13 protein-coding genes are annotated in these 12,828 nt (G+C 63.2%); 5 read left to right on the top strand and 8 right to left on the bottom strand.

Features of this window, described 5'->3' with window-relative positions:
* Positions 1-304 precede the first annotated feature (304 nt).
* The 4 genes from fliI (at position 305) to V1286_RS02945 (ending at position 3,804) form a co-directional block, all read left to right on the top strand.
* The gene (gene fliI / locus V1286_RS02930; protein WP_334477456.1) at positions 305-1,630 is read left to right on the top strand and encodes a flagellar protein export ATPase FliI; all 1,326 of its coding nucleotides are present in this window, start codon (positions 305-307) and stop codon (positions 1,628-1,630) included.
* Positions 1,631-1,739: 109 nt separating this feature from the next.
* Positions 1,740-2,156 carry a flagellar export protein FliJ gene (fliJ, locus tag V1286_RS02935; protein ID WP_334477457.1) on the top strand — a complete coding sequence of 139 codons (417 nt, stop codon included), beginning with the start codon at positions 1,740-1,742 and terminating at the stop codon, positions 2,154-2,156.
* Between the two features lie 182 nt (positions 2,157-2,338).
* Positions 2,339-2,884 carry a sigma-70 family RNA polymerase sigma factor gene (locus V1286_RS02940; RefSeq protein ID WP_108517376.1) on the top strand — a complete coding sequence of 182 codons (546 nt, stop codon included), beginning with the start codon at positions 2,339-2,341 and terminating at the stop codon, positions 2,882-2,884.
* Positions 2,885-2,901: 17 nt separating this feature from the next.
* Positions 2,902-3,804 (top strand): anti-sigma factor, encoded by a 903-nt coding sequence (locus V1286_RS02945; RefSeq protein WP_334477459.1) that lies wholly within the window; start codon positions 2,902-2,904, stop codon positions 3,802-3,804.
* Between the two features lie 220 nt (positions 3,805-4,024).
* On the opposite strand, the gene V1286_RS02950 is transcribed toward V1286_RS02945, so the two are convergent.
* Both V1286_RS02950 and flhA read right to left on the bottom strand, forming a co-directional pair.
* Entirely contained in the window at positions 4,025-4,231 is a 207-nt protein-coding gene (locus V1286_RS02950; protein ID WP_108517371.1) for a hypothetical protein, read from the bottom strand.
* A 330-nt stretch (positions 4,232-4,561) separates the two neighbouring features.
* Positions 4,562-6,799: a flagellar biosynthesis protein FlhA gene (gene flhA, locus V1286_RS02955; RefSeq protein ID WP_334477460.1), complete on the bottom strand. Its 2,238-nt coding sequence runs from the start codon at positions 6,797-6,799 to the stop codon at positions 4,562-4,564.
* Between the two features lie 1,022 nt (positions 6,800-7,821).
* Between flhA and V1286_RS02960 the strand changes: the two genes are divergently transcribed.
* On the top strand, positions 7,822-8,130 hold the full coding sequence (locus V1286_RS02960; RefSeq protein WP_334477461.1) for a hypothetical protein: 309 nt from the start codon (positions 7,822-7,824) through the stop codon (positions 8,128-8,130).
* 135 nt (positions 8,131-8,265) lie between these two features.
* Here the strand turns inward: V1286_RS02960 and V1286_RS02965 are convergent, their stop codons facing one another.
* The 6 genes from V1286_RS02965 to V1286_RS02990 form a co-directional block, all read right to left on the bottom strand.
* A complete protein-coding gene (locus V1286_RS02965; protein WP_334477462.1) occupies positions 8,266-8,571 on the bottom strand; it encodes a DUF3551 domain-containing protein in 306 nt (101 codons plus the stop codon).
* A gap of 181 nt (positions 8,572-8,752) precedes the next feature.
* On the bottom strand, positions 8,753-9,142 hold the full coding sequence (locus tag V1286_RS02970; protein WP_334477464.1) for a VOC family protein: 390 nt from the start codon (positions 9,140-9,142) through the stop codon (positions 8,753-8,755).
* A gap of 146 nt (positions 9,143-9,288) precedes the next feature.
* Positions 9,289-10,293, bottom strand: a complete 1,005-nt coding sequence (locus V1286_RS02975) for a tripartite tricarboxylate transporter substrate binding protein (RefSeq protein ID WP_334477465.1) — start codon at positions 10,291-10,293, stop codon at positions 9,289-9,291.
* Between the two features lie 55 nt (positions 10,294-10,348).
* Complete coding sequence (locus V1286_RS02980) at positions 10,349-11,266, bottom strand: VOC family protein (protein WP_334477466.1); 918 nt, start codon at positions 11,264-11,266, stop codon at positions 10,349-10,351.
* Between the two features lie 54 nt (positions 11,267-11,320).
* The gene (locus tag V1286_RS02985) at positions 11,321-11,902 is read right to left on the bottom strand and encodes an amino acid synthesis family protein (RefSeq protein ID WP_334477467.1); all 582 of its coding nucleotides are present in this window, start codon (positions 11,900-11,902) and stop codon (positions 11,321-11,323) included.
* 7 nt (positions 11,903-11,909) lie between these two features.
* Positions 11,910-12,770, bottom strand: coding sequence for a fumarylacetoacetate hydrolase family protein (locus V1286_RS02990; protein WP_334477468.1), 861 nt, complete (start codon positions 12,768-12,770; stop codon positions 11,910-11,912).
* Positions 12,771-12,828: the final 58 nt, after the last annotated feature.

Here is a 12,828-nt window from a genome sequence, read left to right on the forward strand (position 1 = left end):
CCTTTAACAACTGATTCGGATCCTGACAGACACATGGTTAACAAATCCTGATTCCGGTTCGCAAGCTCTTTAAGTGCAATTTTTAGCGAATCGCCCTAAGATATTGCTGGGAAGCAGCTTTTCTCTACCGTGTCCACTCAAGCTCCAGATTAAGAGACGGACCTAACCGACTCCCGCGTTTAGCCCTTCTTCTGAGGGGCGAGCGCGCTCAGTCACCAAAAGACAGTGACGCAATGATTAATGATGCGGGTAAACACGAGGTTAAGCGGCCCCCGCTAAAACGCGGAAACTTAAGGTTTTCGCAATGAAGGCGCTCGCGGAGCAGATCGGCGATATCGACGGCGTCAATATATATGGCCGTGTTGTGGGCGTGCGCGGACTGATGGTCGAGATCGCGGGGCCCATTCATGCGATGTCGGTCGGTGCGAGGATCGTCATCGATACCGGCGGGGGCCGCTTCATCCCGGCCGAGGTGATCGGCTTTTCCGGCAGCAATGCGGTCGTGATGCCATTCGGCGGGCTCGACGGTGTCAGGCGTGGTTGCCGCGCGGTCATTGCCACCGCGGCCAGCCAGGTGCGGCCGTCACCGGCCTGGCTCGGCCGCGTCATCAACGCCATGGGTGAACCGATCGACGGCAAGGGGCCGCTGGTGCAGGGGCCGTCGCCGATGCCCTACCGCAATTCGCCGCCGCCGGCGCATTCGCGCAAACGCGTGGGCGCGCCCCTAGATCTGGGCGTCCGTGCGCTCAATACATTCCTGACTTGCTGCCGCGGCCAGCGGCTCGGCATCTTCGCCGGTTCCGGCGTCGGCAAATCGGTGCTGCTGTCGATGCTGGCCCGCAATGTCGATGCCGACATTACGGTTATCGGCCTGATCGGCGAACGCGGCCGCGAGGTGCAGGAATTTCTGCAGGAGGATCTCGGCGACGAGGGTCTTGCGCGCTCGGTCGTGGTGGTGGCGACATCGGATGAGCCCGCCTTGATGCGGCGGCAGGCGGCTTATCTGACGCTGGCGATTGCGGAGTATTTCCGCGATGAGGACAAGGACGTGCTGTGCCTGATGGACTCGGTCACGCGCTTTGCGATGGCGCAACGCGAGATCGGGTTGTCGGCCGGCGAGCCGCCGACGGCCAAGGGCTATACGCCGACCGTGTTCACCGAATTGCCGAAACTTCTGGAGCGGGCAGGGCCGGGCACCGGCGTTGGCACCATCACCGGCATTTTTACCGTGCTGGTCGACGGCGACGATCATAACGAGCCGATTGCGGACGCGGTCCGCGGCATTCTGGACGGCCACGTCGTGATGCAACGCTCGATTGCGGAACGTGGGCGGTTTCCCGCGATCAATATCCTCAAATCGGTCTCCCGCACCATGCCGAGATCGGCCAACCCGGACTATCTGTCCGTGATCATGCGGGGCCGCCAGGTGATGGCGACCTACGCCGACATGGAGGAACTGATCCGGCTCGGCGCCTATCGGGCGGGTTCAAGCCCCGAAGTCGACGAGGCGATCCGCCTGCACGAGCCGCTGGAAGCCTTCCTGCGCCAGGCCAAGGACGAAAAATCGAGCCTCGATGACGGCTATCGCCAGTTGGCGCAAATCCTCGCCAATTTGGAAACGGAACGCTAACTTTGTCAGGCCATCATCTCCGGCACATGATTAATGAGGCCGGTGGGGCCCCCCGGGGGAGCCGGCTCCGTCCCGCGTTCAGATTGGGACTTCTGGGGAGTATGAGTCGATGAAGTCACGCGAAACGCTGATCCGCCTGAAGAAATTTCAGGTCGACGAGAAGCGCCGAAGGGTTACCCAGATCGAAGGCATGATCGCCGACTTCCAGCGCATGTCGGTCGATCTCGAGCGCGAAATCCAGACCGAGCAGGAGCGGGCCGGGATCAACGATCCCTCCCATTTCGCCTACCCAACCTACGCCAAGGCCGCGATCCAGCGCCGGGAGAACCTGACCCGTTCCGCCGACGAACTGCGCCTCCAGCTCGAGGACGCCAAGAGCCTGCTCAGCGAAGCGTTCGAGGAGCTGAAGAAGGTGGAACTGCTCGACGAGCGCGACCAGGCGCGCGAGCGCGCCGAGGAGAGCGCCCGGGAGCAGGCCGACATGGACTCCATCGGCCTGATGCGCGCCCGGCTTGGCGTCGCCTGACGCCTCTCACCCTCATCGGTTGCACGATCAAAAACCCCGGGCGGCAAGGCCCGGGTTTTTCTGTTCCAGAATCCCCGAAACCGGCGACTTGGTGGCCCCCTTATCGCAGGGTATGCTACGAAACTTCTCGATTGCTCCGGCGTAAGACGCGATGGAGAAAATCGCGATTTGGGGGACGCTGAATGCTGACGCCAGCGGAGCTGGTCTGGCTGATTGCCGCGGTTGCGAAGGGGGATGAGGCTGCTTTTGAGCGCCTTTACGCCGCCACGCGCGCGAAACTCTTCGGCGTCGTGCTCCGTATCTTGCGCCGTCAGGACCTCGCGGAGGAGGTCATTCAGGAGGCTTACGTCAAGATCTGGAAAAGCGCCGGACAGTTCAACCCGGCGCTTGCTTCGCCGATTACCTGGATGGCGTCGATCGCGCGCAACCGCGCGATCGACGTGGTGCGCAAGAAGAGCGAAATCTCGATCGAGGAGGAGCCGACCGCGATGGAAGTCGCGGCCGATTCGCCCGACCCGCTGGCGCGGCGCGAGATGACGGAAGAGTTGAAGCGGTTGCTGGAATGCGTCGGCCGTCTCGAGCCGGATCGGCAGAAGCTGGTGCTCTTGGCCTATTACAACGGCTGGAGCCGCGAGCAGCTCGCCGCCAAGTTCGAGACGCCGGTGAATACGGTGAAGACGTGGCTGCGCCGCAGCATGATGGACATAAGGGAGTGTCTCGGGCTTTGATGCCCGGATCTTGAACGATGGCCCATAGCGAAGACCATATCGCGCTCGCCGCGGAATATGCGCTCGGCACCCTCGATGCCGATGAGCGCGCGCAGGTCGAGACCATGATGGCCGTCGACGCCGAATACACCGCGCTGGTCCATGCCTGGGAATACCGGCTCGGCGTCTTGAACCAGATGGTCGGCTCGGTCGAGCCGCGGCCGATCGTGTGGGAGAACATCAAGGCTGCGATCGGACAGTCCACCGAACAGCAGGCGACGCTGGTGCTGCCCGAGGCGTCGCCGCCTCCGGAGCCTGCACCACCACCTGCCGAGGAGCCTGTGGTCGCCGCGGCGCCTCCCGTCGCCGTCGACCATGTGAGCGACAATTCGAACGTCATCCAGCTGGCGGGCCGGGTCCGGCGCTTGCGCAGCGTCGCGTCGATGGCCACCGCGCTTGCCGCAGCCCTGGTCGCGATGCTGGCGGTGCAGGTCTATCGGCCGGAATTGCTGCCGGAAGCGCTGCGGCCGAAGCCGCGCATCCAGACGGTCGAGGTCAAGACGCCGGCGCCATCGCCTGTGCCCTCGGCGCAATATGTTGCGCTATTGCAGCGTGACGGCGGCTCGCCCGCCTTCATCCTGACGGTCGACGCCGCGACCAAAAATTTCACCGTCCGCAAAGTCGGCGCCGATGCCGAGCCCGGCAAGAGTTTTGAGCTCTGGCTGATCTCCGACAAGCTGCCGCAGCCGCGCTCGCTCGGCGTGATCGGCGGCAGCGATTTCACCGCGCGTCCGGTGCTCGCCGACTACGACGCCGGTACGATCAATGCAGCGACCTACGCGGTGACCGTGGAGCCGGCCGGCGGATCTCCGACCGGCCAGCCGACCTCGGCGCCGATCTATGTCGGCAAACTGATCGAGACGGTGCCGGCTACTCGCTAGCCGCTCCTCATGTGAGGAGGCGCGAAAGCCCGTAGATCCTATGGGGTGGCAGGTGGTCAGGGGGTAAGCTGAGTTTGCGACCACCCGACAGCCCCGACAAAAAGAAAACGCCCGTGGGGAGCGGGCGTTTTCGTAGTCAACTTGGGGGTAGTTGGGGTCTTAATTATCCACGTGGCCTTTGGGGGCTGTAAAGAGCCGCGTGAATTCCGTGAATTCTCCTTTAGCGTACGACAGAGTTGCCTGAACTCGTAATCACAACCGGCTTACCGGCCTTCATGACGCGCGTGCTCGCGGTCTGGGTCAGACCTTCATCCGAGGTTGTGCGCGCGGAGATGCTGAAACCGGCGACCACGACACCCGCAACCAGAGCCACGACCACGATCTTGAGATGGGTCGTGCGATCTGCGCTGTAGATCGAGTGGTTCATGGAAGTCTCCTGCCGCCTTCCGTCCTGCAAATTCGTCGATGCCGTTCACAGGGCGGTTCAACGTCTCGCGTCAGGAAACGTAGGAATCCGCAGATTAGTTCCCAAGTGGCGATCACAAGGCGGTGAAAAGACTTGAACGGCCGCGATCAAAGGGTCGCTCCGCGAGGGCAAAAATAGAAGATTTCCTAAATGTTACAATGGTTTAAAATGCCACCCGCGACGCTAGCGGCAAATGCCTGCCGATTGGTGCGATGTTAACAAATTGTTTGCATGTGACGAAAAGGCTTCGCCTTTTTCGCCGCTGATTTGCGCCGCGCGCAGGCTTCCGGCCTACACGCTTCCCACCGTCTTCAGCCGCGCGCGCGGGTGAATTTCGGCCTGAGATAATACGGTGGTCTGCGAGCGGAAGCGCTCGACCAGCGAGCGGACGAACGGGCGGATCGCAGCCGAGGTGACCAGCACCGGCGCCTCGCCTTCGCGGGCGGCCTGCTCGAACGCGTTGCGGACCGAGGTCATGAACTCCGATAGCTTTGAGGGCTGCATGGCAAGGCTGCGGTCCTCGCCGGTGCCCACGATCGATTCCGCAAACGCCATCTCCCAGCGCGCCGACAGCGCGATCAGCGGCAGGTAGCCGTTGTAGGTGGTGTTCTGCGCGCAGATCTGCCGCGCCAGCCGGGCGCGGACGTGCTCGACCATGGTGGCGGGGTGGCGCGAGAAGGCGAGCGCGTCGGCGATGCCTTCGAGAATGGTGGAGAGATCGCGGATCGAGATCCGCTCGGCCAGCAGCAATTGCAGCACGCGCTGGATGCCCGAGACCGTGACCGAACTCGGCACGATGTCCTTGACCAGCTCGCCCTGTTCCTTCGGCAGGTCCTTCAACAGCTTCTGCACCTCGCCGTAGGACAAAAGATCGCTCATGTTGTTCTTGAGCAGCTCGGTCAGATGCGTCGACAGCACGGTGGCGGCATCGACCACCGTGTAGCCCTTCAGCGATGCTTCTTCCTTGAGCGCGGCGTCGACCCAGGTTGCCGGGAGACCAAAGGTCGGCTCGACGGTGTGGATGCCGGGCACGCCGACCTGGTTGCCGGCGGGATCCATGACCATGAATTGGTTCGGCCAGATCTTGCCGGAGCCGGCGTCCACTTCCTTGATCTTGATGACATAGGTGTTGGCCTCGAGCTGGACGTTGTCGAGGATGCGCACCGCCGGCATCACAAAGCCCATTTCGATCGCAAGCGAGCGGCGCAGCGCCTTGATCTGCTCGGTGAGGCGGTCGGTGCCGTCAGGGCCGTTGACCAGCGGCAGCAGCGCGTAGCCGAGTTCGATCTTGAGGTCGTCGATCTTGAGCGCGGTGGCGATCGGCTCTTCGGCTGAGGCCTGGGCGGCTGCGGCCGCCAGTTCGGGCGCCGCGGCTGCGGCCGCTTCCGCCGCCTTGGCGACGCCGTTGCGGTTCTTCGCCTTCCAGGCCAGCACGGCGGCGCCGCCGCCGAGCGCGAGGAAGGGCAGCATTGGAATGCCCGGCAACAGCGCCAGCACCAGCATCACGCCGGCCGACATGCCGAGCGCCTGCGGATAACCCGAGAGCTGCTTCATCATCGCCTTATCGGCCGAACCGGTGATGCCGGCTTTCGAGACCAACAGGCCCGCCGCGGTCGAGACGATCAGCGCCGGCACCTGCGTTACCAGGCCGTCGCCGACCGTCAGGATGGTGTAGGTGCGGGCGGCGTCGCCAAAGCTCATGCCCTGCTGCGCCACGCCGATAATGATGCCGCCGATGACGTTGATGAAGACGATCAAAAGCCCCGCGATGGCGTCGCCGCGGACGAATTTGGACGCACCGTCCATCGCGCCGAAGAAGCCGCTTTCGTCCTCCAGGGCCTTGCGGCGTGCCTTGGCGGTGGCTTCGTCGATCAGGCCGGCGGAAAGATCAGCGTCGATCGCCATCTGCTTGCCGGGCATCGAGTCCAACTGGAAGCGCGCGGCGACTTCGGCGATGCGGCCCGAACCCTTGGTGATGACGACGAAGTTCACGATCACCAGGATCGCGAACACGATAATTCCGATGACGAAATTACCGCTCATCACGAAATTGCCGAACGCCTCGATGACGTGGCCGGCCGCGGCCGTGCCCTCATGGCCGTGCGACAGGATCAGCCGGGTGGAGGCCATGTTCAGCGACAGCCGCAGCATGGTCGAGATCAGTAGCACGGTCGGAAACGCCGAGAATTCCAGCGGCGCCTGGATGAACAGCGCCGTCATCAGGATCAGGATCGACACCGTGATCGAGATCGCCAGGAACAGATCGAGCACGATCGCGGGCAGCGGCAGGATCAGCACCACCAGGATGGTGAGGACGCCGAACGCGAGCGCCAGATCGCCGCGCCTCAGCATATCTCCGATTTCGCTTAGGGATGGAAACTTGCCGCTGGCGCCTGCGCCGCCCTGACCCGCCGTGACATCGACCATGGTAGCCGCATCCCCCCGCGATTGGCGCCCGCGGGCGCCAAACGTCTGCGCGGCGGCCGAAGGGCCGCCGGTCCGAAAGTGAGGTACCGCACTGGCGTCCACGGGGTTCCTCCCGTTCTACGCGGCCGACGACACTCGACTTCACTCGGCAATTCTTGCCGGGTGTATGGTTAGCAAAGGGTTAACGGGGGGGTGCGGGGGCTGGTGCGGGCCGTATTTCGGGCCGCTGTCAGTCTCACCCGCATGCCCTCACCGCCAGAGCCGTCATTGCCTGCGACAAACGCGAAGCGTTTGCGCAAGGGAGCGAAGCGACGAAGCAATCCATCTATCCCACGCGGAGAGGTGGATTGCTTCGCTGCGCTCGCAATGACGGGGAGAGAGCATGCCTCCGCATTCCCGCGGCGCGTTTCGCCCGGGCTTTGCCAACCGTTTCGCCCAAAGAGAAGAGGGCGCAGGGAATGCGGGGTGCTTGCTGCACCCGCGGTCCCGTGTGCAAGAGATGGGGGTAGAGGCGCACACGAGCATACAGGTACAGCCGGAGCACTCCGGCATCCCCAGCGCAATGGTTTTACGATGTCCGGGCCGGAGAACTACGGGGGGTTCTTGTCGCCTACCTGGCACCCGCCTTGCTCTACGCAGGAATGGGCGTGAGCGCGTCCTAAAACTGACCGGCGCAGAGGGTACCAATGGCAAACTCATCTCTAATTGAAACGCTCCGGGGAACCGCAGCGGCGAACAGGTTTCAAATCGCGACACTGATCGAAAGCCTATCGCGATCGGTCGAGTTGCTCACCGTTGACATCGAGCACGAAGAGACGCGCGCGGGTGTTCGCGACTTGTCTGAACCAGCGTACCCGGTGTTGGCGCGGAGCCTCAGGTCGCGGAGAGATAACATTCAGGCTACCTTGGCATCGTTGGGGGCGGTGGTTCATGCATCCGAGGCGGCCTGAGACTGCGTAACGGCAGTCGCTCAAGCAGTTCGTAGCATGGGTAGAGCCAACGGGTCCGGCCTTCGGCCGGCCCGATGATAAACTCCGCGAAACCCATCATCTCTGTTGATCGGAATGCAAGGAGGGGTTTCGCTTTCGCTCCACCGATTCTACACGCTACCTGGGACTGCGCCCATGGCCATCACGGCAAGACCCATTGCAACGCATGATCTCACGCTGATTTGCGAGCACCGCGAGCGGATGTTTGCCGAGTACGGCCGCACGCGCGAAGCCTTGCGGCCGATGACTTCGGCTTTCGAGCAATGGCTTTCGCCGCGACTGGCAGACGGGAGCTATTTTGGATGGATGCTCGAGGAGGCCGGCGTCGTGATCGCGGGCCTCGGCATGTCCTATGCAATCCTTCATGCGACCTGGCAGGGCCGCCCGCTGTATGAAAAGCTTGGGTGGCAGCCGACGAGCGAGATGGCGATCCGCTGGGAGTAGCCCGTAGGATGGGTGGAGCCAACGGGTCCGGCCTTCGGCCGGCCCGAAACTCCACGATACCCATTACCGCCGATGATCAGAATGATGGGTTTCGCTACGCTCTACCCATCCTACACCTGCTGCCGCGGCGGTCCTTTATGGTCTGGGGGTTGCTTTGCTTCCGCGTGGATGCGCGCGGTTCTTTGGGTGAGGTGGGTTTGGTTGATAGGCGAAGGCGTTGTGGTTGTCCTTCAGGAACGGATCGCGGAAGCAGTCGCCGCCGATACCCGTCGACATCGCCTTGCATTGCTCCATCGTGTCAAATCCGCAGCTGGTCATATGGCCGGTGACATCCTGCCGGCAAAACTCCTTTGCGTTTGCCTGATCTCCGGTCATCGCGCCAAGCGCAACAATGGCGAACATTGCTGCAACAGGCGCGCCGACTTTCAAGAATTCTTTCATCATCGTCTCTTCATGCTGTTGGTTTGGCGTAGCCCCTGGCCGCGAGCTATGTCGTCAGAGACGGTTGTGCGAGTGCGTTCAACGGGTCTTGAAGGCATGACAGTCATGTGAAGCGTCGCTCGCAATGACGCAAAGAGCCGTTGGCTCCATCCGGGCTACGAAGAGGCGTGTCTCGCCGCCTTCACGGATTCCATCCGCCGCTGCCGTACGGGCGGGTGATGATTTCGAGGAGGTGACCGTTGAGATCCTCGAAGTAGACGCCGCGTCCGCCGTCGTGGTGATTGATCTCGCCCGGTTGCTTCCGCGCCGGATCGGCCCACCAGGCCAGCTTGCGTTGCCGAACGCGGCCAAAAATCTCGTCGAATTCAGCTTCGCTGACCAGGAAGGCGTAATGCTGCGGCGCGATTTCGTCGGTGTCCATGTAATCGAGATAGGCCCCGTTCTCGGTGACGACCATCTCGAATGGCCCCCAGTGCTTCGGGGCCGGAAGGTTCAATATCTCGGTCAGGAATTTCGCCGAGGCCTTGCTGTCGCGTGCCGACAGGATCGTGTGGTTGAAATGGACCGCCATGTCGCTTCTCCCTGGGTAAGCGTTCTCGCCCAACGGCTCCAACGCTTAACCAGCGCAACTTCGGTTGAGTTCCATTTTTTGGAAATGCACTCAAATCGCTTTCGGCTGCCGGGCAGTCGCGGAATTTCCGCGACGCGATCAGAGCCTCACTCGATCCGCGCGATCTTCGCATCGTCGATCACCTTCGACCATTTCGCGATCTCGGAGCGGATCAGGACACGCATTTGCTCCGGCGTGCTGCCGCGCACTTCGCCGCCGGTTGCGGTTTCCAGCGCCTTCTTGACCGCGGGATCGGCGAGCATCGAGGCGGTTTCCGCGTTCAGCTTTTGCACGATGTCGGCCGGCGTGCCTTTCGGGGCGACAAGTCCGGCCCAGGTGCGGACGTCGTATCCCTTGAGTCCGGCTTCCTCGGCCGAAGGCACGTTCGGCAGCAAGGGCGTGCGGGTGGGCGAGGTCACCGCGAGGCCGCGGATGGCGCCGCTTTCGATCTGGCCTGCGAGCAGCACCGTGGTGCCGACGATCACAGGTACGTCGCCGCCGAGCAGCGAGGTGACGCTCGGCGCGTCGCCGCGGTAGGGGACGTGGACCATCTTGATCCCGGCGGTGGTGGTCAACAACTCGCCGGCGAGATGATGGGTGCTGCCGAAACCGACCGAGCCGAAAGACAGCTCGTTCGGCTTCGCCTTCGCCATCGCGATCAGGTCAGGCAGCGTCTTCGCAGGCGAATCCGCGCGCACGGCAATGACGAGGGCGTAATAGACCAGCGTCGAAACCATCTCGAAACTGTCGGTCGGCTCGTAAGCCAGTTTCTTGTAGAGCGTGCCCGAGATCGCGTGTGCGCCGGTCACGAGTCCCAGCGTATAGCCGTCGGACGCCGCATTGGCGATCGCTGCAGCGGCGATGTTTCCGCCGGCGCCCGGCTTGGCTTCCACGATGACCGGTTGTCCCAATCGCTTCGAAAGGCCGTCGGAAACAATGCGGGCGAGCGCGTCGGCGGCGCCTCCGGGCGAAAATCCGTGCAGCAAACGTATCGGGCGGTTCGGATAGGTTTGCGCATCCGCCAGCGACGGCGCGAGAGCGAACAGGGCTGCGATTGCAAACAGCGCCGATCGCCCCCATCGACCTCTCGATTGACCGGAAATCCCAGGCATCGTGTTTCTCTCCCTCTGTTTTGTTTTTTGCGCGTGTTTTTTATGAGCGCCGCGCTCAGGGCGGCTTCACCGCGCCGCGCATTTCCGGCGAAAATTCCAGCGCCGCCTTGTCGGGCCCGACGCCCCAGACGTCGCGCGGCAGGCCGACCCACGTTTTCGGCCGCTGCGGACGGTCACGGTGCCAGGGTCTTGGTTCGAAATAGCCGAGCTCTTCGTCGGCCATCATGTCCATGTCGTAGAACAATTCGATCAGGCAGCCGTCCGGACTGCGGTGATAGATCGCGACGTTGTGGCCCGGACCATGCCGCACCGGTCCCCACAGGATCGGAATCTTTCGGCGGCCGAGCAGGTCGCAGGCCTGGTGCATGTGCGAGGCATCGCGCAGCTCGAACGCCAGATGATGCAGCCGGCCGTCGGTGCCGCGGGCGAAATTCATCGAATGGTGCTCGAAGCCGCAGCGCATGAAGACGAAATTCTCCTCGATGCGGTCGGAGACCCGAAAGCCGAGGACGTCCTGATAGAACCGCGCGGTCGCTTGCGGGTCGGGCGCGCGCAGCGCGACGTGGCCGAGCTTGTTGACGACCAGGCCACGGAGCGGATCGATCGATTTGCAGAACTGCCACCGTGCAAACAGGTCGATGCGATGTCCGTCCGGATCGTTGAAGGTCAGCGTCTCTGAAACACCGGGCAGGCTGTCGCTTCTGATTTCCGATGCGATACCGCGATCGGCCAGCGAGCGCTGCAATTCGGCGAGGTCGGAATCGGGAGCAATTTCGAATGCGATCGCGCCGAGATGATTGTCGGTGGCCTGTTCGATGACCGTGGTGAGCTGGTCGGAGTCGCTGCCGAGATAGACACGCTTGCCGTCGCGGTTGATGACGCCGAGCCCGATCACGGATTGATAGTATTCCAGCAGGTGCTCCAGATCGGAGGTTGCCAGCGCCGTGTGCCTGACCCGCTTCACCCTGATCATCGCGTCCCCCTATCGAATTGAAACGACTGCTTGTCGGCTGGAGCAGCAATGCTATCAGCGCTGGCCGTCGTGCACGGAGATATCTGAGGCGGCCAATCCGCCGATGCGCGCATGCGGACGCCCGCCGGTCGCCATCACAAGCCCGAACGCGATCTCGTCGCGCCGCGGCGCGTCCCACACCGTCATCTCGGCGGTGCCAAAATGGCTGCGCACATAGGCCGCGTGGACGTGGCCGAGCGGAACCATCAGCCGCGTGCCGGGTCCGCCGATGGTTTTCGACGCCGGCACGATGGCCTTGGGATTGCCGAGCGCCTCGCGCGCCGCCCAGCCGCCGGCTTCGTGCCACACCGCGCCATGCTCGAGCTCGCCATCCTCGCCGACCACGATGCCCTTGCCGTAGGCTTCGATCCTCTCGGCGCCACCCAGCCGCGCAATGAGCGCGGCCGCGAGTTCGCGCCCAAGCTCGCGCAACGAAGCCTGGAACGGCATCAAGTCTGCCTCGTAGCGTCCCGCAAAGGGGTTGCGGATCACGGCGATGGACGTGCCGACGAGCAGGGGAGTAGCCAGCCGCGGCCCGCGCTCATGCCAGACCGTCTCGACGGTCAGCGCGGTCTTGCGAATGTCGTAAGCGGACATCGGCGCCTCACTCGTCGACGACGGGATTGCGCAGCACGCCGATGTTCTCGATCTCGACCTCGACGACGTCGCCGGGCTTGAGAAACTCCGGCGGCTTGCGCGTGAAGCCAACACCGGCCGGCGTTCCCGTCGCGATCACGTCGCCCGGCACCAGGTCGAAAATGGTCGAGCAGTAATTGATCAGCCGCGGGATCGAGAAAATCAGCATCGAGGTGTCGGACTTCTGCTCGACCTTGCCGTTGACGCGGGTCTCGAGCCTGAGTTTCGTCGGATCGCCGATCTCGTCCGGCGTCACCAGCCACGGACCGAACGGACCAGTGCCGACGAAATTCTTGCCGGAAGCGATCTGCTGGGCGTGGCGCTGCCAGTCGCGAACGCTGACGTCGTTGTAGATCGAATAGCCGGCGACGTGGTCGAACGCTGCCGCTTCCGGAATATGCCGGCCGCCTTTTCCGATCACGACCGCGAGTTCGCCTTCCCAATCGAGATTATCGGAAACCTTCGGCCGCACCACCGGCGCGTTGTGGGCGACCTGGGACCGCCACACGCGCAGGAAGATCGGCGGAAATTCGGTGATCTCGCGCTTCATGCCGAATGCCACCGCCTCGTTGTGGTGGTCGAGATAGTTGCGCACCGCGCAGACGATCTTTTCCGGCCGCGGAATGACGGGGAGAAATGTTATGTCGGCCAGCTTCGGGCCCGGCTTTTCGCTAGCTGCGAGCGCATCCCGGCAGGCGAAATCGGCACTCCCGACGAAGTCCGCCAGCGACGGATATTGCGGCAAGGCGCGGCCGAGATCGGCGACGCGGTCGCCGACCACCGCCCCCCAGCTTTCCCGACCATCCATGGCGAACGACAACAGCTTCATGCGCGGGCTCCTCCGGAACGCTGGATCTTTTTCGATAAAACTACTATTTTCGAAAATT

The organism is Bradyrhizobium algeriense (assembly GCF_036924595.1).
GTDB lineage: Bacteria > Pseudomonadota > Alphaproteobacteria > Rhizobiales > Xanthobacteraceae > Bradyrhizobium > Bradyrhizobium algeriense.